The following is a 20,918-nucleotide window of genomic DNA, read 5'->3' on the forward strand; positions in this document are numbered from 1 at the left end:
CGCTAGCACACTGCGCGGCATGAACTCTTCCGACTGTCTCTCGCTGCCTGCGCTGCCCGTCCACCCTCCAAGCCATCGCTGGAAGGTATTGGCCGCAGGCGTTCTCGCCAATGCCGCTTTCTCGACCGCCTTCAGCGGAATTCCGATGACGGCGGTGATGATGCGCTCCTCATACCAGCTCGATACCAGCACACTCGGCCTGATGCTGGGCTTGATGGGCCTGGGCATCGCATTGAGCGAACTGCCCTGGGGTTTGCTTACCGATCGCTGGGGGGATAGACCCGTGCTGCTCACCGGTTTGATCGGCACGGCGCTCGCATTGGCTGCGATGGCCGTCTGGGCAACGCCTGAGGCTGGACAGGTGCCCGGTCTGCATTGGCTGGCGGGCGGTCTGGTGCTGGTGGGTCTGCTAGGCGGCAGCCTCAACGGCGCGAGCGGGCGGGCCGTGATGACCTGGTTTGCGGATGGCGAGCGAGGCCTGGCGATGAGCATACGCCAGACGGCAGTGCCGCTCGGCGGCGCCATCGGTGCGCTGCTGCTGCCTGCGCTGACCTTGCATGGCGGCTTTGTTGCCGTGTTCGCCGTTCTGGCGAGCTTCTGCCTGCTCTCCGCGCTGCTCGTCGCCGCATGGGTGCACGAGCCGCCGCATGCTGCGCAGCATGCACCGCACCAGCTCGCCAGCGGCCCCAGCCCATTGCGCGATGCTCGCGCCTGGCGCTTCGTGGTCGGCATCGGCATGTTGTGCGCGCCACAATTCGCAGTGCTGTCTTTCGGCTCGGTCTTTCTGCACGACTTCGCCCAGGCCGAGCTTGAACAGGTCTCCGCCGTCATGGCAGTCGTCCAGTGCGCAGCCATGGCGATGCGCGTATGGAGTGGTCGCTGGACGGACCGCCATCGCAACCGCCAAAGCTATTTGAGCGCCTGCAGCTGGCTGAGCATGCTGCTTTTTGCGGCGCTTGCGACAGCGTGCTGCATTGCGCCGGGCCTGCTCTTGCTGCTGGTCTTGACCGCCGGTGCCGGTATCTGTGTTTCTGCCTGGCATGGTGTGGCCTATACCGAGCTGGCGACCCTGGCCGGAGCCGGTCGCGCCGGTACGGCCTTGGGCATGGCCAACACCAGCGTGTTCATTGTGTGTTTTGCCGTACCGATGCTGATTCCGCATCTGCTGTCGCTGCAGGGCTGGGTATTGGTCTGGTCGGCCTGCGCCCTGTGCGCGGTCGGCGCCCGCCCCTTGCTGGCCGCGTCGCAGCAGTCTGCGGCGCGTGTCCGTGAGTAACGAAGGCCTTTTCAACATTGGTCTCCACGCCAGACCGCCCCACAGGTCGGTCTGCGTGGAAATCACCCCACAGCGATCCTTCGCAGCTAGATGAGCCGCTCGGCGGATGCGAAGAGATGTTCGACGCGTATCCGCGTACTCACACTACCGGCCATGAGGCGTCGGTCACCACCCTTGTGTAGCGGACTGCTGCAGGCTGATTGCAGTCGCGCTTTGGACGCAAGTTATGGAAAAGCTGGAGTGGCTGTCACCAACGCATCCTGATGGAGACCAAGATACATTGCGGCTAGCGACTGGGTGAGCGGGTAATGTCACGCACATTCGAGCGACGGGTCAATGAGCTGCATATCCGGGCCGCCATTCTGAATCGGTTCACTGAACTGGGCCATCCGCAAACGGTGCCTGCGGCATAGACAGTCTGGGGTCAGGGGCTGCTTGACCCAAAACTGATTCATGCAACAACGCCTCCGCTCTGGAGAAAGAACTGCGGCTGAGCAGCCGCACCAGCAGTGCACCTTCTGCAGACCGCCGCCCTGCATGTACTCCTCCAGGAGCCAATTTTTGCGCTTGCGGAACTGGTTATGCTTCGCTCCACCCTGACGCAGGTCGTTGCGATCAAGGCTGAAAACTCAGGGCTGGCAGCCTGGAGCGGGAAACCTGCTGCTAAAAGCCTGCAGCCAGCCCGTCGCGACGTGGATCGCTGGCGAATTGGTAGCCCTCGACAGCGGGGTCGCCCATGCGCCAGATGAACTGGCCAGCGCCAAAGTCCTGGTAGGGATCATCAATGACCTCCAGCTGGTGCCCCAGGGCCTGCAGACCAGCCACAGTGGCCGGATCCATGCCGGCTTCGACATTGAGCGCCAGGCCCGCGTTGTAGCGCCAGCGTGGTGCGTCGCAGGCAGCCTGGGGCGACTGGCGGTAGTCGATCATGCGTACCAGCGTCTGCATATGGCCCTGGGGCTGCATGTTGCCGCCCATGACACCAAAGCTCATCACCGGCTGGCCATTCTTGGTCAGGAAGGCGGGAATGATGGTGTGAAACGGTCGCTTGCCCGGGCCCACCAGGTTCGCGCGGTTGGGGCCGTCCGGGTCAGCGCTGAACCCGTAGCCGCGGTTTTGCAGGCTGATGCCGAAGCTGGGTTCGACCACTCCCGAGCCAAAGCCCGCGAAGTTACTCTGGATGAAGCTGACCATCATGCCGCTCTCATCGACCGCAGTCAGGTAGATCGTGCCGCCCTGCACCGGATTACCGGCCTTGAAATCCTGTGCGCGCAGGGGATCTATGAGCTTGGCGCGCGATGCAAGGTAAGCGTCATCGAGCATTTGCGCGGTAGTCACTTCCATACCGGCATCGGCCACATAGCGGTCGACATCGGCGAAGGCCAGCTTCATGGCCTCGATCTGCAGATGCTGCGAAGCCACGCCATCAAGGGGCAGGCTGGCCAGATCGAAATTCGACAGGATGCCCAGCGCGATCTGCGCCGCAATGCCCTGGCCGCCAGGCGGAATCTCGTGCAGGGTGTAGCCACGGTAGTCCTTGGCCACCGGTGTGACCCATTCGGCTTTGTGCTGGGCCATGTCCGCCATGCTCAGGCAGCCGCCGTGCTGCTGAACAAAGGAAGTGACCGCCGAAGCGATCTCGCCTTCATAGAACGCCTTGCCCTGGCTAGCGCCAATGGCGCGCAGCGCGCGTGCGGCCGCAGGGAAGCGAAACAGCTCGCCTACGGCAGGTGGCCGGCCAGAGGGCAGAAAGCTCTGGGAAAATCCCGGCTGAGCTTGCAGCTCGGGCGCACCCGCGGCCCACTTCTGTTGCACCACGGGCGGCACCAGGTAGCCGCGTTCGGCGATTTCAGCCGCGGGCTCCATCAGGCTGGCGAACGGCAGTTTGCCAAAACGCTCATGCAAGGCGACCCATGCGCTGACGGCGCCGGGCACGGTGATCGAGTCCACGCCGCGGCGCGGGGGCTTGGCCTGCTTGCCGTATCTCTTTTCGAAATATTCGGGCGTCCAGCCCTGGGGGGCGCGGCCCGAGGCATTGAGGCCGTGCAGTTGCGCGCCGTCCCACAGAATGCAGAACGCGTCCGAGCCGAGTCCGTTGCTGACAGGTTCGACGATGGCCATCACGGCCGCTGCCGCGATGGCTGCGTCGACGGCATTGCCGCCGGCCCACAGCATGCGCAAACCTGCTTGCGCGCCCAAGGGATGGGAAGTTGACACGCCATTGCGTGCGAAAACGGGAACTCGCACCGAGCGGTAAGGGTTGCCGGGAGAAAAAGGGAGATTCATGGAAGTTCCTGACACGGGCGCTGCGCCTTCGGGATTCAGTCGAGGGTGATGCCCAGAACCTTGACGTCGCGGGTCCAGCGTGTAAGCTCGCGGTCGATTTGTTCCTTGAATGCCTTGGGGTCGCTGGTTTCGGGGGTCAGCCCCTGGGCCTCGAGCTGCGCGCGCACATCGGGGCGAGCGATGATCTTGCGCACTTCCTTGGCGAGCTTCTCAACGATCGCAGGGTCGGTGCCGCCGGTGGTAAACAGACCGTACCAGGAAGTGAAGGCGTAGCCCGGCAGGCCGGCTTCGGCGACGGTGGGCACGTTGGGCAGGCTTTTCACACGCTCCTTGGTGGTCACTGCCAGAATGCGGGTCTTGCCGGCCTTGGCGGAGGTAATAGCCGGTGGAATGCCCGAGAAGATGACATGGACCTGGCCTGCGGCGACATCGGCAATCGCAGGGCCGTTGCCGCGGTAAGGCACATGCACCAGGTTCACGCCCGCCTGCTGGGCGAACAGTGCGCCGGCCAGGTGCAGGGTCGAGCCGCTGCCGGAAGAGGCGTAGTTGATGGTTCCCGGTTCCTTGCGCGCCATGTCGATCATCTCCTTGACCGACGTATAGGGCAGCTTGGCATTCACCAGCAGCGCGTTGCCAGACTCGGCCACCAGGCTGATCGGCTCCAGGTCCTTGCGCGGGTCGTAGGAAAGCTTTTTGGCCAGCACCGGGGCGATGGTGTTGCTGCCGATGGAACCCAGCAGCAGGGTGTAGCCATTCTTGGGCGACTTGGCCACGATTTCGTTGGCCAGTAGGCCGCCCGCGCCGCCCTTATTTTCGACCACAACGGCCTGGCCCAAGCTCTGCTGCAGCTCCTTGGCCAGAATGCGCGCAACGATGTCGTTGCCACCGCCTGCGGCAAAGCCCACCAGAATCTTGATCGGCTGTGAAGGCCAGACGTCGGCGGCCAGGGCCGGCATTGCCAGGCCCATGGCGCCGCTGGTCAGCAAAGTGGCGCAGCAGGTGAAAAGCCGGCGGGACATGTGTGCACGCATAGGAAACTCCAGATTTAATGCAGCTTGCAGGGTTGAATAGATGAATTTTGATGATAGAAAGAACTTTGTGAAAGCTGGACTTTCTTCCGTCTCTTGAAAGAAAACCATTTATGCCAAGCCTGCGGATTCTTCGCACTTTTCTGGCCGTCTGCACCGAAGGTTCGTTCACGGCGGCTGGACATCGCGTGGGCCTGACCCAGGTCGCAGTGGGTCTACAGATGCGCACCTTGGAAGCCGACCTCAAGCGCAAGCTCTTCACCCGCGCAGGCAAGCAGGTGGCGCTCAACGAGCAGGGCCGTGCGCTGATGCCCATAGCCACGCAGCTGGTAGCGCTATACGAGCAGGCCAAGCATGGCACCCAGGCAGACGCGCCGCTGGCCGGCACCGTGCAGTTCGGCTCCATCGTCTCGGCGCTGAGCGAGCTGGTGCGTGCCACGCTGGAGCTCAAGCGCCACCACCCCGCTGTGGACCTGCATGTGGTATCGGGAAAGTCCAACCGGCTGATTGCCCAGGTGGAAAACCATGAACTCGACGCTGCCGTAGTGGTCCATGACCCGGCCCTCAAGCGCCCTTCCCTGGTCTGGACACCGCTGTACGCCGAGCCCATGGTGCTGCTGACCTCACGTTCCTCCCGGTTGGCCGATCCTGCAACCATGGTGGAGCGCTATCCATTCATCCGGTTTGACCGTACCGAACACACGGGCGAACTGGTCGAGCGCACGCTGCGCCGGCTGCGCACCAAGCCCCAGGAGTTCATGGAGCTGAATTCGATCGAGACTATCGTGGAACTCGTGAGCGACGGCATGGGCGTGGCCATGCTGCCTCTTCTGGCCAGACATGCCTGGGACAGGAACCCGCAGCTGCGGGTAGTGCCCATCCCCCAGGCAGCCGAAAGCCGCCAGATTGCCCTGGTGCAGCTGCGCACGGCGGCCCGCGCCGAGGTGGTCACGGCTGTGGGGCAGCAGTTCATGGCAGCGCGAGGTATGGCAGTTTGAGGGCACTGGCCTGACCCTCTTGCACTTCTCGTTGGCGGCATGCAGGTTGCCGCTCGCTCTATCGTTGTCGTCTGGAGGTGCACAGCGGCTGCAAAAGGAGCCAGCCAGGGAAGCGACCTCGTTAGCCAAGGATGAATCTTCTCAGTCAATCCTTGATCGAAGCTGTCGACGCACTGATAGTGAGCGTCGGGTACAGATGATCAATGTTGCCGGTACAGCCACTTCAACCACACCTTCCAAAACGGAGGTGCTCGACTGCCATGTCTTTGAATCGTTGCAGGAAGTGCGCCTGGCTGCATCGCTACAACCACCATCGCTCACATGAATCGAGAGGCCGGATTCCTCCGATCGCGTATCGTGTCAAACGTTTCCCCAACCTCTGCTTTTAGGTGACGCATGAAAACGAGGAAGCTTCACTGACCTACCGTGGCGCCGCCTTGATCGCCGCATTCAGGGTAGTCCACAGTTCCTTGGTGACTGGCACCATGTCCTGCCTGAAGTACCACCAGAAGTGACCGCCCACGTAATTCGGGGTAGTGATCTTCATCGTGTAATAGCGGGTCAGGTACTCGGCCTTCTTGGTTTTGCGTGAGGTCCCCACTTCCCCGAACCCGATCTTGGAATTGGGGAACATCACGCGCAGCTTGTCGAACACCTGCTGCCAGTTGGGCTTGAGCCCATTGCAGTCATCCTCATAGTAGGAAATCCAGACGTAATCCAGACCCTGCTTCATGTAGGCAGGGACATTGGCCTCCGCCCACTTGAACATTTCATTGGAGGATTGAGACCAGCAGCCCTGGTTGTAGTAGAGCGTGACCGCGGCCGCCTTGTTCTGTGCCTTCACGATGTTGTAGGCGTTGGTCATCTTCGCCACCACATCGGCATTGGCCCCCAGCCACTCGCCGTTGACCTCGTTGGCTACTTCCCAAATATCCACTACATCCGACAACGCATTGAGGTATTGGTTAGTCCGTTGTATGTATCCATCCACGCTGTACTGTTTGACGTAGTAGGAGTCCAATATCTCGCCCATCACATAGGAAACTTTGGAGATTTCCACCGCTGGCTTGCGGTAATAGTCCGGGTTTACGAACTCGTCGAAGACGATGCGCGTAGTGGGCCGGTAGGCCAGCGACGATAGGCTGCGCGTGATGTCGCTAAGCCTGCTCACATCGTCCACGGTGACACCGTAGATGGGAGTCGGGACTATGCGACCAGAGGGCACGCTGGTCTGAGCCGATGCCAAGGAGCAAAGCGAGGCAATGCAGAACGGGATAAACGCTTTCATGCGGTATCCCTCGATGAATGGTTCAATGATGTTTTCACTTGGATCAATATGAATCGAGGCATGGCAACGATAGGGAATGCCTGCTTCTAGCTGACAACTCCGGCACAGACCGCGCCTTAGTTGACTCTCGATAATCAGGTAAAGGATTGACTTTAGTCCATGAAGTTGGGCTAAAAGTAGCCAAAGGAAACGAACACGTTTCATGAGCCAGCCCACATATCGGGCTCACGGCTCCTTGGCCCTTGTTGGCACGCTCAATGCTTTGCGGCAGCTATCAGTCAATGAGTTGATTGCCAGAATTGACTTGATGTTTGGGTAACGTGAGTGAGCCCTGAACATGAAGCGTTACGCTTGTTGCCTGAGGTATGAGTCATTTGCAAAATGAACTTATCGAGGCAAGTTTCATCGTGCGGCTACCAGTCGGATGAGATGAAGGTGCTTTATGTGGCCGCTTGTCGTTCACCTCCCAGTCCGCTTCTGGCCGACTGGCGACGGCCTGCACCTGTTGAAACCGGACGCTCAAGGCGCAGCCCCGAAGGTCAGCTTTGCGGTGCTGTACTCACCAGTAGCTAGGCCCGACTTCGGCCATGAGCAGACATTGGTGAAAGCAAATCTCAAGTACAGATAACATTGCCATTTAAGTAATCCGAGCCACTTCATGGAAAGCACAATTCCAACTCAGTTTTGGGGCTTGTATGCAGCAGGCGAACTGAAACGTGTACTGCAATTTTGCGAACTCGGTAAAGCCTTGGAATTGCTTGCATCCAGCGCTGAAGATCAGGAATCGAGCATTCCAGATTGCCCAGCATGTGAGGTATGGGGTATGGGGTTTGGGGCTGTACAGCAATTTATTGAAAATTTTCCTGATCCCCTGCCTTCCGATTTTACAGATGCAATACAGCGTCTATGTGAGTTAGGTGGAGGACTCAGCGAGGGCGCACTTCGATGCTGGGATAGGAGTATCTTTTCCAGCCCTGAATGGGCACCGATACGGGTAGAGGCCAACAAGGCACTTGCGATGCTAGGTTGGGGGTCTCTGATGATTCACGCCGACGAATTGCTGAAGGAATGCCGTGGGGTAATTTGAGCTTGTCTTGAGCGACTGTTCAGGGTCGGTTGCTGACCGACACTAACGGCCGTTGATGGGGGTCTTAGGTTTGTCACGCTGCCCCGTTAAGTCTGCCGTCCGGCGACAGACAGCTCATTGCCTCGAAGGCAGACCAAAAGACGTCCATAGGCAGACGCTACCTATGGTCGAGCTTGCATTAGCCCTGAGGCATCTGGCTCATGTCCATGAACATGATTTCCCATATATGGCCGTCCACGTCCTCGAAGCTGCGCCCATACATGAAGCCGTGGTCTTGCAGCGGGTTTACGTCCGCCTTTCCGCCATGAGTGGAAGCGGCAGCAACCATGTCGTCGACAGCCGCACGGCCGTCGGCGCTCAGGCACAGCATGACTTCGCTGGCAGCGTGGGCGTCGACCATTGGCTTTTGGGTGAACGTGGCCCACTTCGGGTGGGTGAGCAGCATCACGTAGATGCTGTCGGAGACGACCATGCAGGCAGCGGTGTCGTCGCTGAACTGCGGGTTGTTGACAGCACCGATTGCTTCATAGAAAGACTTGGCTTTTGGCAGGTCGGCGACGGGCAGGTTGACGAAGATTTGCTTGGGCATGTGAGACTTTCAAGATCTGCGTTGAGAAAGAATCTTCAGGCATTGGCAAGCAACGTCAACAATTCGTCCAGGCGCTGCAAGCTGGATGTGTGGCCGTCCTCCTGCCCACAATAACGATGGCATGCCATGGCAGGCACAGCTTGCCAGTTCAGGAGCGGACGAACAGGCTGCCGGGACATCATATCCAGTTGCGCCCGTGTCAGCCAACTGCGTTCGCTGCGGTGCAGATCGCTGGCAGGCCTCGCGCAGCAGTGTCATGGAAGATCGGCATGCGCCGACCATGCCATTGCTCAGCCCTCGGTAACGACGGCACCATCCATGTCCACCGTGATGGTGGCTCCCGGACGAATGCGTATGCCGCCGATGTTCAGGATCACACCTAGCTCTCCCCATCCGGTGCGACCGGCGCGCAGCGGGGTCTGACCGAGGGCAAATATGCCCATGTCCAAACTGCCAAGAATCTGGACATCGCGCACCGCTCCTTCGATGATCACTCCAGCCCAGCCGTTCGCCAACCCGGCGCGCGCCATGTTGTCGCCCAGTACGGCAACGCGAAGCGATGCGCCCCCATCCACCACCAGTATCCGTCCCAGGCCTGGCGTTGCCAGGGTCTGCCGGATCAGGGCCGCATCCTCATAGGTTCGCAGCGTTTGGACGCGGCCAGAAACCGTGGGGTTGCCGCCATACGAGCGCCAGTTGCTTGTGCAAACCTGGGCGGCATCGCCCAGGCTGTCGCACAGATCCGCCGTGTTGATTCGCATGCTGCCTCAGTCCAAAGTGGCGCCGGATTGCTTCACCAGCTTCTGGTGTTTGGTCAATTCGGACTGGAAAAATGCAGGCGCTTCATCCGGCCCCTTGTCGAGCATCAGAAGCCCCTGTCCGGCGATGGCGGCCTGCGCTTGCGCAGATCCCATTGCCGTTTTCACGGCGGCCGCATACTGGTTGACCAGGGGCTTGCCAAGTCCTGCGGGCCCGATCAAGGCGATCCAGGCATCGAAGCTGTATCCGGGAACACCGGCTTCCACCATCGTGGGGACCTCGGCAAGAGCGGATGAGCGGACCGTCGTGGAGACGGCGAGTGCGCGTAGCGTCCCGGCCTTCACCTGCGGCACGACCTGGGAGACGGAGACGAAGGCAAGCTGCACCTGACCGCCGATCAGATCCGTGATCAGAGGGCCGGTGCCGCGGTAAGGCACATGCTTCATGCTGATGCCGGTTTCGGAGATCAGCAGCTCGCTGGCCAGGTGCAGCGTACTGCCATTGCCCGCCGATCCATAGTTCAGTGCTCCCGGATGGGCCTTGGCATACTCTCGCAGCTCCTGCAGGCTCCTGACCGGCAGCTTGGGGTTGACCACCAGCACCAGCGGCACGGTGGCAAGCACGGCAATCGGCGTGATGTCCTTGATGCTGTCATAGGGGATGGTCTTGTAGATTCCGGGGTTGATGACATGGTTGGACGAGATCATGCCCAGGGTCAGGCCGTCCTTGGCGGCCTTGACGATCTGTGCCGTACCTGAAATGCCTCCCGCCCCCGCCACATTTTCGACAACGACGGGATGGCCGGTTGTCCGCCCCAGACCGGGGCCCAGTGCGCGTGCCACGGCATCCACCGTGGAGCCGGCCGTCAGCGGTACCACCATGCGGATGGGCTTTTCCGGTGCGGCCAACTGTGCGCTTGCGCCGAAAGAGGCGCAGGCCATGATGAGCAGCAAAGCGAGCCTGCGCTTGCGAGGAATGGTTGTCATCGTTGTCTCCTTTTTTATGGCTGTCGATTGGGATCAGATCGAGTGGCGTTGCCTGAGCTCTTCGAAAGACAGGAGCTCTCCGGCAATCGCACTGGCCGCGACGGTCGAGGGGCTTGCAAGCCAGACGCTGCCCGGGCCTCCCCGGCCCGGAAAGTTGCGATTGATGGCGCTGACCGTGACCTGATCAGGCCGGATGGAGCCTCCGGGGCCGCAGTTGCCGCATGCCCCGCAGGAAGGCTGAAGAATTCGCGCTCCCACCCGCTCGAATGCCTCGAGATAGCCGGCCGCCAGGCAATGATCCCGGACCGCTGTCGTGCCGAACTGCAGGAATAGATCGACACCGGCAGCCACGCGCAGGCCTCGATCGGCAGCCCATTGCAGCACCTCGTGATAGTGCTCGAAGTCCTCGCGCTTTCCGGCCGTGCAGGAGCCTCCGTAAGCAATGTCGATTCGCACTTTCTGCCCGATCGCGGCCAGAGGTCGGCCATTGCCGGGGTCCCCCGGCGAGGCAACCATGACCGGCACTTCGGAGCAGTCGATCCGGATGGTCTGTGCATAGCTCGCATCGGGATCGCTGTGCATCCAATCCTCGATCACGAAACGCATTGCGCGCCGCTCGAGCAGGAATCGCACGGTCTCTGCGTCCGGGGCCACAATCCCCGTGAAACCGCCCAGCTCGGCGCTCATATTGGTGAGGGTGGCACGCTCGTCGGTGCTCATCCTCGCGATGGCAGCCCCCGAGAACTCAAAGACTTTTCCGACGCCCCCTCCCTCTCGGATATAGGGCTGCGCCAGCAGATACAGCACCACATCCTTGGCCGTAACATTCGCCGCGAGTTTGCCATCGAGGACGATACGCAGGCTCTCGGGAACCGTCAGGCGAACTGCCCCCGTGACGAAGGCATTCGCCATATCGGTCGTCCCTATGCCGAACGCGACACAGCCCAGAGCGCCGCTATGGGGAGTATGGGAGTCCGTTCCCACGACCAGTTGCCCGGGCAGGGCATAGTGCTCGGCCATCATGGCATGTGAAATACCGGCGACGTTGCGCCCGTCGTCGTCCCTGGCCTCCAGCTCGGTCAGCGTCCGGTGGGTGAGCAGGCCGTACTCGCCAGCGAAGTCGCGCTGCGCCCGCACCATGCGATGGACTTTGGGAACCAGACCCTCTCTGACATGGGTCGGACTCTCCTCCACGTAGGAAGTGTGATCCTCGAAGACGAGGATGGAGCCAGGGTCGCTCAGATGAAGCGGCCGGCCAAACGCAGCATGAAGCATGTGCGCCGCCATGCCGGTGTAGTACTCGTGAATGAAACGCCAGTCGGCCTGCACAAAGGCGCCATCGCCGGGCGCAGGATCGGCCGCTGTCACGCCCGTCTTCAGCGCGTGCCTGGCCACGATCTTCTCGAACAGGGTGCGCGGCCTGCTGGTGATCTCAGACGCAGCGGAGATCCGCCCCAGATGCGCGCGGCCGAACGGCAGCAGACCGCCCTCCCGGAGAATCGCGGCGGCAAGCGCATCCCGCCCCTCGACCAGCTCTTGCCAGCCAATGGCTTCGCCGGCTTCAATCCTGGCAATCAGGCTGAAATCCGTGGAAGTGATAAGTCCGATGTTGTCGGCGTTCTGCCTATAGATGCGCTCGAAGCTCTCGGCGATCACCAGGCGTACGCCCGCGAGTTTCTCGGCGGCCGGGCTATGTTCGCGAGAAGACCCCTTGCCATAGCGCCTTCCCGCCACTACTACCTGTATCCGGCTGTCCCGCATGGCATCGACTGCCACGGGCAGCTCGCCCTGGATCTTGAACCCCGTATAGGGATAGCGCCCCAGTTCGTCGTCGAAGTGGGTGAGAATCGCGATCGGTGTGATCTCGTCCGTGGACACATCGTCGCGCAGAGGCAGAGCATCGGCCAGCCGAACCTGCTGACCGCCAAGTGCTTTTTTCACCGTTGCCGGGCATTGGCTGAGGTAGAGGATGCGTGGCGAAAAGCGGGCCGCTGGATGGAGTTGGGTTTGCATGCGCCATCATCGAACGATGGCAGATCAGCGGGTAGCGCTAAGACAGCACGGGGGATCGCGCAAAACTCGGCGACCGGAATTACCCCGAAAGCACGTCCATCAAAGCCTGGGTCGACCGAAGCTGGGGCTGGCGCCGCAAGGCATACAGGCGCAACTCGCGCATGGCCCAGGGTTCTGCCAAGGGGCGGCATATGAAACCGGCCGTCCCCGCATAGGCCGATGTGGCGCTTTGGGGAATCACGGCAATGCCCAGGCCCGCCTCCACCATCCGGCACACGGCATCGAAGCTGCTCAGGGACACCTCGGGCGTGAACCGCATCTGCAGGGCTTGCGCGCGCTCGTGGAGCAGCCTGTCCAGTGCGCCCCCCTGGTGCACCCCGATGAGAGGAAACTCCAGCACCTTCGAGAAATCGATAGCCTCGTACTCCTCCAGGCAATGCCCTCTTGGAAGGACGACATGCAGGGGATCGGAGGCGAAATACCAGGAGTCGACCCCGGTCGGAACATTGACAGCCACGCCCAAGCCCACATCGGCGCGATCGTCGAGACAGGCTCTGATGACCTCGCGGGTGTCCGCCTCATGCAGCGATATCCGCACATGCGGAAAGCGAGCCCTGAACGTGGACAGCTTCTCCGGCAGAAAACCGATGACTGCCGACATATTGGCGTAGAGGCGAACCGTTCCCCTCACCTCTTCGCCATGTTCCTGTACCTCCCGGATCAAGCCCTGCAGCTCATCGTCGATCTGCAGGCCGCGCTCGAAAACGATGCGGCCCGCATCGGTCAAGGTCACGCCCCGAGGCGAGCGGATCAGCAGTGCGGTTCCGAAAGAATGTTCAAGATCGGCGATCCGGCGGCTCAGGGCCGATGAGGCGATGTGTTCCTGTTCCGCCGCCCTCGCAATGGAGCCTGTTCTTGCGACTGCGGAAAACAGTCTCAGGCTATAGGCATCCAGGCGTCTTACAGGGGGTGGGGTTGACTTCATCGCGCGGCTGATAGTTGCTTGCCGGAAGATAACAGACAAGATACGAAAGGCCGTCACCGAAGCCTGCGCGCCGCTTGCAGTCAGGCCCTTCAACCCACCGCGATCGATTGCCATCCGCAGGCCATGCGACAACTGCTGCAACAACAGAAAGCGGGCTTGCGCCCGCTTTCTGTTGATTTCGACCGTTCTTACTTGTTGCCCAGCCAGGCCACGCTGTTGAGGAAGATGCGCACCAGCTCGGTCTGTCGGCGCACGCCTGTCTTGGAGAAGATGGAGCGCAGATGGGCTCGCGCCGTGTTGCGGCGGATATTGAGCGCTTCGGCGGCCTCTTCCAGCGACAGGCCGTTGGCCAGCTGGATGGCCAGCGAGGTCTCTGCCGGCGTCAGCTGGAACAACTGCTGGGCCAGCTTCACGGGTGGGTCGGCCTTGCCGCCGGTGTCGCGTACAAAGACGGCGACACTGGGGCGCTGTTTGCCTTCGGTCCACTCATCGGGCGAGATGCTCTGCACCACCACGCCCCAGTTGAGCTGACCCGACTGGCGGCTGACCGACATGCCTTCGGTCATCGACAGACGGGAGACCTGGGTGTGCATCAGCGCGTCCTTGATCAGACGTTGCAGCTTGCGGTTGTCGTTGGCGTAGTTGGCCTCCAGCATGCCGCCGGAGATCTTCAGGCCGTCCTGCATGTCCAGGATGCTGGCAGCGGCAGGATTGCACTCCAGCACATTGCCGTTCTGGTCGAGGATGACCACGCCCACCATCAGCTGGGCCGTGGCCTTGCTGTAGAGCGAGATGACCTGGCGATCCTGATTCACCGAGAGATGCAGATTCAGCGCACGCTTGATATGCGGCAGCATCATGGAGCCGAAGGCACGCTCCTGCTTGTTGAAAGCCGGGGCGCCTTCGGGCCGCGTGACGCGCAGTCCGTAGACGCAGCTGTCCTTGGTGACGATGTCGGCGGCCATCACGTGAAAGACCTGCAGCTGCTTGCACCAGTCGTTGTAGTAGCTCGAAGCGCGCCACTCGGACTCGGGCATCACATCCCCCACCGTCACGATGCGGTCGGTAGGCATGCTGCGAAACGGGCTCATGCTGATCTTGGGGCAGTTCGGTATCAAATCGCGGCGATCGCCCGCGGCCGAAACGATCAGGCCCACATCGTCGGCCGAGCCGGGACGCACGATCAGCGAGGCGTAATTGCCGCCCAGTTGCAGACGCAGGGTCTCCAGAAAAGGCTTCCAGCCTTCCGGGTCCATGGCCGCTTCATAGAGCTGGCTGATCAGCGCACTGAACTGCTCGGCGCTCACGAATGGCGTATCGGCCGGTGCGCGCACCGGAGCCGGGGTGTCGAATATGGGCACATCCTTGATCACGCAGGCAATGGAGCTTGGCGTGTAGGTGGAAAAACCCATCTTGGCGAAGGCGCTGTCCATCATGTTCAACTCCTGGGTTGAAGATTGCTTGCAGACAGGTCAGTTCAGCTCAAACAGGCCGGCAGCGCCCATGCCGCCGCCAATACACATGCTCACCACCACAAACCGCACGCCGCGGCGGCGGCCTTCGAGCAGGGCATGACCGACCAGACGGGCACCCGACATGCCGAAGGGGTGGCCGATGGAGATCGCGCCGCCGTTGACGTTCAGGCGCTCGTCGGGAATGCCCAGCTGGTCGCGGCTGTAGATCACCTGGCAGGCAAACGCTTCGTTGATTTCCCACAGACCGATATCGCCCATGGTCAGGCCATGCTGCTTGAGCAGCTTGGGGATGGCATAAACAGGGCCGATACCCATTTCATCGGCTCGGCAGCCCGCCACGGCCACGCCGCGGTAAGTGCCCAGAGGCGCGAGACCACGGTTGCGGGCCTCGTCGGCACTCATCAGAACGCAGGCACTGGCACCGTCGGACAGTTGGGAGGCATTGCCGGCCGTGATGAACCGCCCTTCGGGCACCCACTGGCCGTTCTTCCAGACAGGCTTGAGCTTGGACAGACTCTCCAGCGTGGTGTCGACACGGTTGCCCTCGTCGCGGGTCAGCGTCACTTCCTCGCTGCCTGTGACGTTGCCTTCCTTGTCGAACAACTGCTTGACGGTGGTCAGCGGCACGATTTCGTCGTCAAACAGGCCTCTATCCTGCGCCGCAGCCACGCGCTGCTGGCTGCGCAGCGAGTACTCGTCCTGGGCTTCGCGGCTGATGCCGTAGCGCTGGCTGACCAGCTCAGCCGTCTCAATCATCTGGATGTAAGCCGTGGGCTCTGCAGCCAGCACTGCCTTGGACTGGGCACGGTAGGCGTTCTTGTACTTGTTCTGCACCAGGGAGATGGACTCCAGGCCACCTGCCACGGCGATATTCATCTCGCCGGTCATGATGCCCTTGGCTGCCGTGGCAATGCTCATCAGGCCCGATGCGCACATGCGATCGATCACCATGCCGCCAACGGATTCCGGCAGGCCGGCCGTATAGCCGCACAGGCGCCCGAGGTTGTAGCCCTGCGTGCCCTGCTGTGCGGCAATGCCCAAGATGACATCATCCACATCGGCACCGGCCACGTTCGCCTTGTTGAGCGCCGCACGAATCACGTGTCCGCCCAGCACCGGAGCCTCGGTGTCGTTGAAGGCTCCACGATAAGCCTTGCCAATGGGGGTACGTGCCGTCGAAACGATGACTGCGTCTTTCATGTCTTTGTCTCCTAACTTTCTTGTCGTCGCGCCCTGGGCAGTTTTGCTGCCTTATCGAGGCCGGCCACTCTGTCGGCGGCTCGTGCCTCTTCACAAAAAATGCAACCGTCTGCCGGAGCAGGCGCTTGCATACACTCAATTTTCCTGGATAAAGAACAGCCTGCTGATGGTTTCGACCACGCAGCCGGGTTTGTCCTGACTCCTGACCTGTACGGTGATGCGGATCGTGACCTGTACGCCGTCTTCGCCGATCGGCGTCGCCGCCACCACCTCGCCGCTTCCGCGCACCCAGCTGTCAACCAGCACCGGCGCCGGAAAGCGCACCTTCTCGCAGCCATAGTTGACGCCCATCTTCAGCCCCTGATAGCTGACCAGCTGGGGGAGAAACAGATTGGCCAGCGACAGCGTCAGATAGCCATGGGCCACGCAGGCGCCGAACGGGCCGTTGCCGGCCCGCTCGGGGTCCACATGAATCCACTGATGGTCGCCCGTGGCATCGGCAAACTGGTTGATGCGCTCCTGGCTGATCTGCATCCATTCGGTCTCGCCCAGCTGACGGCCCACCGAGGCCAGCACCGAGGCCGCCGAGTCAAACAGCATCTTGTCTGCGACTGCGTTCATGCTCAGGCCCTCTGCGAGCTCACGGACACGACCTCACCCGTCATGTACGAGGAGTAGTCGCTGGCCAGGAAGATCATCACATTGGCCACTTCCCAGGGCTCGGCACCACGGCCGAAGGCTTCCTTCTCGGAGAGCTTGGCCAGCAATTCCTCGGAGGCGGACTTCTTGAGGAAGGCGTGAATGGCGATGGATGGAGCCACGGCGTTGATGCGGATGCCGAATTCGGCCGCTTCCAGCGCCGAGCAACGTGTGAACGCCATCACGCCGGCCTTGGCGGCCGCGTAATGCGCCTGCTCGGTCTGGGCGCGCCAGCCCAGTACCGAGGCGTTGTTGACGATCACACCCTTGCCGCGCGGCTGCATGAGCTTGAGCGCTGCGCGCGTCATGCGGAAGGTGCCGGTCAGCGTGATGTCGATGACCTTGCTCCACTCGTCGTCGCTCATGTCGACGACCTTGCAGTTGGTACCCAGGCCCGCGTTATTGATCAGCACATCGATGCCGCCCATGGCACTGTCGGCTTCGGCAATCAGTGCCTGAACCTGATCTTCACGGCTCACGTCGCAGAGCTTGGCGAAGACCTGGGTCAAACCCGTATCCTTTTTGATCTGCTCCACGGCTTCGGCCAGTCGGCGCTCATGCACATCGGAGATGAACAAGGCCTTGCAGCCCTCTTCTGCTGCACGTTTTGCAGCAGAAAAACCAATACCGGCGCCAGCGGCAGCGGTAACGAGCACAGTTTTGTTTTTGAGCAGACCGTGGGCAGCAACGTAGGAGGGTGCGCTAATCATTTTGCATTCAGAAGGTTGTTGCCTTGATCTTCCGGTCGCCGCTGCGCTGCAGCATCGTCACTTTGGACGATAGGTCATTCCCTAATGTCGCTGCAAGGACATTTCAAAACAGAAGATGCGGCCAGCCACCGGGAAAACCCAGTGTTCGCAGCATCTCTGTCCAGGCCGGGCAGAGCATCTGCCGGCTCCTCTGGCGCAAGGGCGGACACGCCCGATGCACCCGGTCAGCGCGGCATGCCCAGCGCGCGCTCTGCCATGAGGTTCATCTGGATTTCGTTGGTGCCGGCATAGATGGTGTCCGCGCGGCTGACCAGCCAGAGCTGCTGCAGCGCGGCCAGCGCCGGGTCCTTGAGCACCAACCCGCCCTGCTCGCCGAGCACATCCATGGCCAGCTCACCCAGATCGCGGTGCCAGTTGGACCAGGCGTACTTGGAGACCGAGGCCACGCGAAACGGTGTGTTCTCGTCGCTGGAGCGCAGCGCATGGGCGCGCAGGGTCTGCAGCCCCATATCGGCCTTGGCCAGGCGCTGGCGCAACAGCGGGTCCCGGGCCGCTCCATTGCGTCTGGCCAGGGCGAGTATCAAATCCAGCTCATGGCGAAAATGCGCCTGCTGGCCCAGCGTTGACGCACCGCGCTCGCAGCCCAGCAAGTACATGGCGACCTTCCAGCCATCGCCCACGGGGCCCAGATGCAGACCGCCTTCGGTGCGTGCGCCGTCGAAGAAGACTTCGTTGAACTCCGAAGTGCCGGTGATCTGGCGAATCGGGCGCACTACCACGCCTGGCTGCCTGAGGGGCACCAGCAGTAGCACCATGCCGGCGTGGCGCGCGCTGGCTGCGCTGCCTGCGGCCTCGTCGGTACGGGCCAGGACAAACACCCATTCGGATTCATGCGCCCAGGAGGTCCAGACCTTCTGGCCGTGGATCACCCATTCACCCGTGTCCGCATCGCGGCAGGCCCTGGTGCGGATGCTGGCCAGGTCGGAGCCCGCGCCTGGCTCGGAGTAGCCCTGAGCCCAATAGTCGGTGCCGGCCAGAATGCCGGGCAAGAAGCGCTGTTTCTGCTCGGGCGTGCCGAAAGCCATCAGCGTGGGCGCCAGCAGGGTCTCGCCGATATGGCCGATACGGCCCGGGCCGCCGCAGCGCACATATTCCTCGTGGAAGATGACTTGCTGTGCCAACGGGGCATTACGGCCGCCGTACCGAGTCTCCCAGCCCAGACCGGTCCAGCCGCCCCTGGCCAGTTCCCGCTCCCATTCCTTGGCCAGCTGCGCGTCATAGCCTTCGGCGCCCAGGCCGCTGGCGTACTTGAGCGGAGCGAAGTGCCCTGTCAGATGCTGCGCCATCCATTCCCGCACCTCGGCGCGAAAGGCCTCGTTGATTTCCGATTCCTGCATCTTCATGCTGCCTCCATCACGCTCTCGTCCAACAAACGCGCCGCCGCCTGCTCGCGCCACTGCTCCACCGTGCCCAGGCGCTGGCTCGATGCCCGCGCGCGCCGGAAGAACAGATGCGGATCGAACTCCCAGGTAAAGCCCACGCCGCCGTGCAGCTGAATGCTTTCACCCGTGGAAAAGAGAGCTGCTTCCGTAGCATCTGTGCGGCATTGAGCCGCGAAATAGCTCAGATCGCTTGTATGGCCTGCGGCATCCGCTATGAAAGCTGCTGCATAGACGGCAGAGCGCGCGGTCTCCACCTTCACCAGCATCTGCGCAGCGCGGTGCTTGACGCCCTGAAAGCTGCCCACTGACTTGCCGAACTGCTGGCGCTCCTTGGTATAGTCCACGGCCAGATTCAGCGCGCGCTCGGCCACGCCGACTTGCTCGGCCGCCAGGCCGATAGCGGCCAGATTGCGCGTCTGCGCCCACAGTTGCTCGAGTGCATCGCCATGCATCAGCACGGCAGAGCCGGTGAGCCTCACATTCACGGCAGTGACATCGGCACTGCTGCGTGTGGCATCCATCGTCGCCAGCGCCTGCACGCTCAGGCCTTCAGCCCCGGCATTGACCTCCAGCAGGCCCAGAGATCCGCAAGGCAGCGTGGCCGGCAGCAGAAATACATCGGCATGCGCACCGGAGCCCACCTGATGCCACTGGCCATCAAGCACCAGAGCATCGCCATCCACCCTGGCGATAGCCGTGGCTGGCAACTCGCCGCGCACCGTCATGCCCAGCACGCAGATCCGGCCCGAGGCCGCCAGGCGCTCCACCACGCCCAGGCCCTGCTCGGTCTGGCTCAGCGCCTGCCACAACGGCGTCACCGCCACAACGGCGTCAAAGAATGGTACGCAGGCGAGGTGGTAGCCCATCTGCTCCTGCAGCAGCACCAGCTCGCGCCATCCCAGGCCCATGCCGCCCGCAGCTTCGGGCAGGGCCACGCTGCACCAGCCCATGTCCTGCACTTCCTGCCACAGGGCACGGTCCAGGCCGCCCTCGGTTTCGCAGACCTTGCGCACCCGTGCCGTGCTGCTTTTTTCCTGCAGAAACACCGCGGCGCTTTCGGCGATCATTTTTTGTTCTTCGTTCAGACTTAAATCCATGATGGCTCGCGTCCTGAGTTCTTCATCAAATGGGAAGGCCGGGCAGCACGGCCCGGCCGCTTCTCGGACTTAGGTTCCGTAGACCTTCTGAGGCGCCTTGCCCTCGGCGATCAGCTGATCGACAACGCCAGACAGCTCGGCAGGCTCCCAGCGCGCCTGCTTGTCATTGACCTTGCCGGTGAACCAGCCGTCGGCCACGGACAGCTCGCCGCCCTTGGCCTCGAAGCAGCGGCCCGTTACATGGGCGGACTGGACGCTGCCCAGCCAGACGACGATGGAGGCCACGTTCATCGGGTCCCAGACGTCGAAGCCGGACTCGGGCTTCTTGACCATATCGGGCATGGCACCTTCGGTCATGGAAGTGCGCGCGGCGGGCGCCAGGCAGTTGGCGGTGATGCCGTAGCGCGCCAGCTCGGCGGCCTGCACCAGGGTCAGGCCGGCGATGCCGGCCTTGGCCGCGGCATAGTTGCTCTGGCCTATGGAGCCTTGCAGACCGGCGCCGGAGCTGGTGTTGATGATGCGGGCATCCACGGGTTTGCCGGCCTTCTTCTGGTCGCGCCAGTAGCCGCCAAAGACCTTGGCCATGCAGAAATGGCCGCGCAGATGCACGCGCATGACCATGTCCCAGTCCTCCTCGGACAGGCTCAGGAACATGCGGTCGCGCAGCACACCAGCGTTGTTGACGATGACCTGCACATCACCAAAGGCGGCCAGCGTGGCCTCCAGAATCGATTGCGCACCGGCCACGGTGGTGATGTCGCCGGTGTTGGCAAGCGCCTTGCCGCCGGCAGTCCTGACTTCCTCGGCCACGGCCTGGGCGGCTTCGGCGCGGATGTCGTTGACCACCACATTTGCACCTTCTTGCGCGAAGGCCAGCGCATAGGCGCGGCCCAGGCCACCGCCTGCACCGGTGATGACGACGGTTCTCTGGTTGCAAATACCCATTTGTTTCCCCTTTTGCTTTCTGTGCAGAGCAGGCCCGCAGCCTGTCTGCGCTCTT

At 62.1% G+C, this 20,918-nt stretch carries 18 protein-coding genes and 1 pseudogene; 4 read left to right on the plus strand and 15 right to left on the minus strand.

Annotated features, from left to right (window positions below):
- Positions 1-19: 19 nt before the first annotated feature.
- Positions 20-1,276 (plus strand): MFS transporter, encoded by a 1,257-nt coding sequence (locus F3J24_RS19380; RefSeq protein WP_167009790.1) that lies wholly within the window; start codon positions 20-22, stop codon positions 1,274-1,276.
- 209 nt (positions 1,277-1,485) lie between these two features.
- Positions 1,486-1,689 (plus strand): annotated as a pseudogene (locus F3J24_RS19385) (IS5/IS1182 family transposase); the annotation flags it as partial.
- 250 nt (positions 1,690-1,939) lie between these two features.
- Here the strand turns inward: F3J24_RS19385 and F3J24_RS19390 are convergent.
- Both F3J24_RS19390 and F3J24_RS19395 read right to left on the minus strand, forming a co-directional pair.
- Positions 1,940-3,562, minus strand: a complete 1,623-nt coding sequence (locus F3J24_RS19390) for a gamma-glutamyltransferase family protein (RefSeq protein WP_167009792.1) — start codon at positions 3,560-3,562, stop codon at positions 1,940-1,942.
- A 35-nt stretch (positions 3,563-3,597) separates the two neighbouring features.
- Positions 3,598-4,593 (minus strand): tripartite tricarboxylate transporter substrate binding protein, encoded by a 996-nt coding sequence (locus F3J24_RS19395; RefSeq protein ID WP_167009794.1) that lies wholly within the window; start codon positions 4,591-4,593, stop codon positions 3,598-3,600.
- A gap of 110 nt (positions 4,594-4,703) precedes the next feature.
- On the opposite strand from F3J24_RS19395, the gene F3J24_RS19400 reads away from it, so the two are divergent.
- Positions 4,704-5,588, plus strand: coding sequence for a LysR family transcriptional regulator (locus tag F3J24_RS19400; RefSeq protein WP_167009797.1), 885 nt, complete (start codon positions 4,704-4,706; stop codon positions 5,586-5,588).
- Between the two features lie 421 nt (positions 5,589-6,009).
- On the opposite strand, the gene F3J24_RS19405 is transcribed toward F3J24_RS19400, so the two are convergent.
- A complete protein-coding gene (locus F3J24_RS19405; protein ID WP_167009799.1) occupies positions 6,010-6,876 on the minus strand; it encodes a hypothetical protein in 867 nt (288 codons plus the stop codon).
- Between the two features lie 658 nt (positions 6,877-7,534).
- Here F3J24_RS19405 and F3J24_RS19410 point away from each other — a divergent pair.
- Positions 7,535-7,963: a hypothetical protein gene (locus tag F3J24_RS19410; RefSeq protein WP_167009800.1), complete on the plus strand. Its 429-nt coding sequence runs from the start codon at positions 7,535-7,537 to the stop codon at positions 7,961-7,963.
- A gap of 178 nt (positions 7,964-8,141) precedes the next feature.
- On the opposite strand, the gene F3J24_RS19415 is transcribed toward F3J24_RS19410, so the two are convergent.
- The 12 genes from F3J24_RS19415 to F3J24_RS19470 all read right to left on the minus strand — a co-directional run bounded on the left by F3J24_RS19415 (position 8,142) and on the right by F3J24_RS19470 (position 20,863).
- Entirely contained in the window at positions 8,142-8,552 is a 411-nt protein-coding gene (locus tag F3J24_RS19415; RefSeq protein WP_167009802.1) for a VOC family protein, read from the minus strand.
- A gap of 290 nt (positions 8,553-8,842) precedes the next feature.
- Entirely contained in the window at positions 8,843-9,313 is a 471-nt protein-coding gene (gene rraA / locus F3J24_RS19420) for a ribonuclease E activity regulator RraA (RefSeq protein ID WP_167009804.1), read from the minus strand.
- Positions 9,314-9,319: 6 nt separating this feature from the next.
- Complete coding sequence (locus F3J24_RS19425) at positions 9,320-10,297, minus strand: tripartite tricarboxylate transporter substrate binding protein (protein ID WP_167009807.1); 978 nt, start codon at positions 10,295-10,297, stop codon at positions 9,320-9,322.
- 33 nt (positions 10,298-10,330) lie between these two features.
- A complete protein-coding gene (locus F3J24_RS19430; RefSeq protein WP_167009809.1) occupies positions 10,331-12,310 on the minus strand; it encodes an aconitase family protein in 1,980 nt (659 codons plus the stop codon).
- 79 nt (positions 12,311-12,389) lie between these two features.
- Complete coding sequence (locus F3J24_RS19435; protein ID WP_167009970.1) at positions 12,390-13,295, minus strand: LysR substrate-binding domain-containing protein; 906 nt, start codon at positions 13,293-13,295, stop codon at positions 12,390-12,392.
- Positions 13,296-13,483: 188 nt separating this feature from the next.
- Positions 13,484-14,731, minus strand: a complete 1,248-nt coding sequence (locus F3J24_RS19440) for a LuxR C-terminal-related transcriptional regulator (protein ID WP_167009811.1) — start codon at positions 14,729-14,731, stop codon at positions 13,484-13,486.
- Between the two features lie 36 nt (positions 14,732-14,767).
- On the minus strand, positions 14,768-15,970 hold the full coding sequence (locus tag F3J24_RS19445) for an acetyl-CoA C-acyltransferase (protein WP_167009813.1): 1,203 nt from the start codon (positions 15,968-15,970) through the stop codon (positions 14,768-14,770).
- Between the two features lie 135 nt (positions 15,971-16,105).
- On the minus strand, positions 16,106-16,591 hold the full coding sequence (locus tag F3J24_RS19450) for a MaoC family dehydratase (protein ID WP_167009816.1): 486 nt from the start codon (positions 16,589-16,591) through the stop codon (positions 16,106-16,108).
- 2 nt (positions 16,592-16,593) lie between these two features.
- On the minus strand, positions 16,594-17,379 hold the full coding sequence (locus F3J24_RS19455; RefSeq protein WP_167009818.1) for an SDR family oxidoreductase: 786 nt from the start codon (positions 17,377-17,379) through the stop codon (positions 16,594-16,596).
- A gap of 224 nt (positions 17,380-17,603) precedes the next feature.
- Entirely contained in the window at positions 17,604-18,782 is a 1,179-nt protein-coding gene (locus F3J24_RS19460; protein ID WP_167009820.1) for an acyl-CoA dehydrogenase family protein, read from the minus strand.
- On the minus strand, positions 18,779-19,918 hold the full coding sequence (locus tag F3J24_RS19465; RefSeq protein WP_240154393.1) for an acyl-CoA dehydrogenase family protein: 1,140 nt from the start codon (positions 19,916-19,918) through the stop codon (positions 18,779-18,781). Before F3J24_RS19465 ends, F3J24_RS19460 begins: the two co-directional genes overlap by 4 nt.
- Positions 19,919-19,987: 69 nt before the next feature.
- On the minus strand, positions 19,988-20,863 hold the full coding sequence (locus F3J24_RS19470; RefSeq protein ID WP_167009822.1) for an SDR family oxidoreductase: 876 nt from the start codon (positions 20,861-20,863) through the stop codon (positions 19,988-19,990).
- Positions 20,864-20,918 lie beyond the last annotated feature (55 nt).

It is taken from the genome of Comamonas sp. Tr-654, from assembly GCF_011752915.1.
Classification (GTDB): domain Bacteria; phylum Pseudomonadota; class Gammaproteobacteria; order Burkholderiales; family Burkholderiaceae_C; genus Comamonas.

Excerpts from the sequence above, each read along its gene's own strand:
- F3J24_RS19380 (WP_167009790.1), top strand. The coding sequence starts at position 20 with ATGAACTCTTCCGACTGTCTCTCGCTGCCTGCGCTGCCCGTCCACCCT.
- F3J24_RS19390 (WP_167009792.1), bottom strand. The coding sequence starts at position 3,562 with ATGAATCTCCCTTTTTCTCCCGGCAACCCTTACCGCTCGGTGCGAGTT.
- F3J24_RS19395 (WP_167009794.1), bottom strand. The coding sequence starts at position 4,593 with ATGCGTGCACACATGTCCCGCCGGCTTTTCACCTGCTGCGCCACTTTG.
- F3J24_RS19400 (WP_167009797.1), top strand. The coding sequence starts at position 4,704 with ATGCCAAGCCTGCGGATTCTTCGCACTTTTCTGGCCGTCTGCACCGAA.
- F3J24_RS19405 (WP_167009799.1), bottom strand. The coding sequence starts at position 6,876 with ATGAAAGCGTTTATCCCGTTCTGCATTGCCTCGCTTTGCTCCTTGGCA.
- F3J24_RS19410 (WP_167009800.1), top strand. The coding sequence starts at position 7,535 with ATGGAAAGCACAATTCCAACTCAGTTTTGGGGCTTGTATGCAGCAGGC.
- F3J24_RS19415 (WP_167009802.1), bottom strand. The coding sequence starts at position 8,552 with ATGCCCAAGCAAATCTTCGTCAACCTGCCCGTCGCCGACCTGCCAAAA.
- rraA (WP_167009804.1), bottom strand. The coding sequence starts at position 9,313 with ATGCGAATCAACACGGCGGATCTGTGCGACAGCCTGGGCGATGCCGCC.
- F3J24_RS19425 (WP_167009807.1), bottom strand. The coding sequence starts at position 10,297 with ATGACAACCATTCCTCGCAAGCGCAGGCTCGCTTTGCTGCTCATCATG.
- F3J24_RS19430 (WP_167009809.1), bottom strand. The coding sequence starts at position 12,310 with ATGCAAACCCAACTCCATCCAGCGGCCCGCTTTTCGCCACGCATCCTC.
- F3J24_RS19435 (WP_167009970.1), bottom strand. The coding sequence starts at position 13,295 with ATGAAGTCAACCCCACCCCCTGTAAGACGCCTGGATGCCTATAGCCTG.
- F3J24_RS19440 (WP_167009811.1), bottom strand. The coding sequence starts at position 14,731 with ATGATGGACAGCGCCTTCGCCAAGATGGGTTTTTCCACCTACACGCCA.
- F3J24_RS19445 (WP_167009813.1), bottom strand. The coding sequence starts at position 15,970 with ATGAAAGACGCAGTCATCGTTTCGACGGCACGTACCCCCATTGGCAAG.
- F3J24_RS19450 (WP_167009816.1), bottom strand. The coding sequence starts at position 16,591 with ATGAACGCAGTCGCAGACAAGATGCTGTTTGACTCGGCGGCCTCGGTG.
- F3J24_RS19455 (WP_167009818.1), bottom strand. The coding sequence starts at position 17,379 with ATGATTAGCGCACCCTCCTACGTTGCTGCCCACGGTCTGCTCAAAAAC.
- F3J24_RS19460 (WP_167009820.1), bottom strand. The coding sequence starts at position 18,782 with ATGAAGATGCAGGAATCGGAAATCAACGAGGCCTTTCGCGCCGAGGTG.
- F3J24_RS19465 (WP_240154393.1), bottom strand. The coding sequence starts at position 19,918 with ATGGATTTAAGTCTGAACGAAGAACAAAAAATGATCGCCGAAAGCGCC.
- F3J24_RS19470 (WP_167009822.1), bottom strand. The coding sequence starts at position 20,863 with ATGGGTATTTGCAACCAGAGAACCGTCGTCATCACCGGTGCAGGCGGT.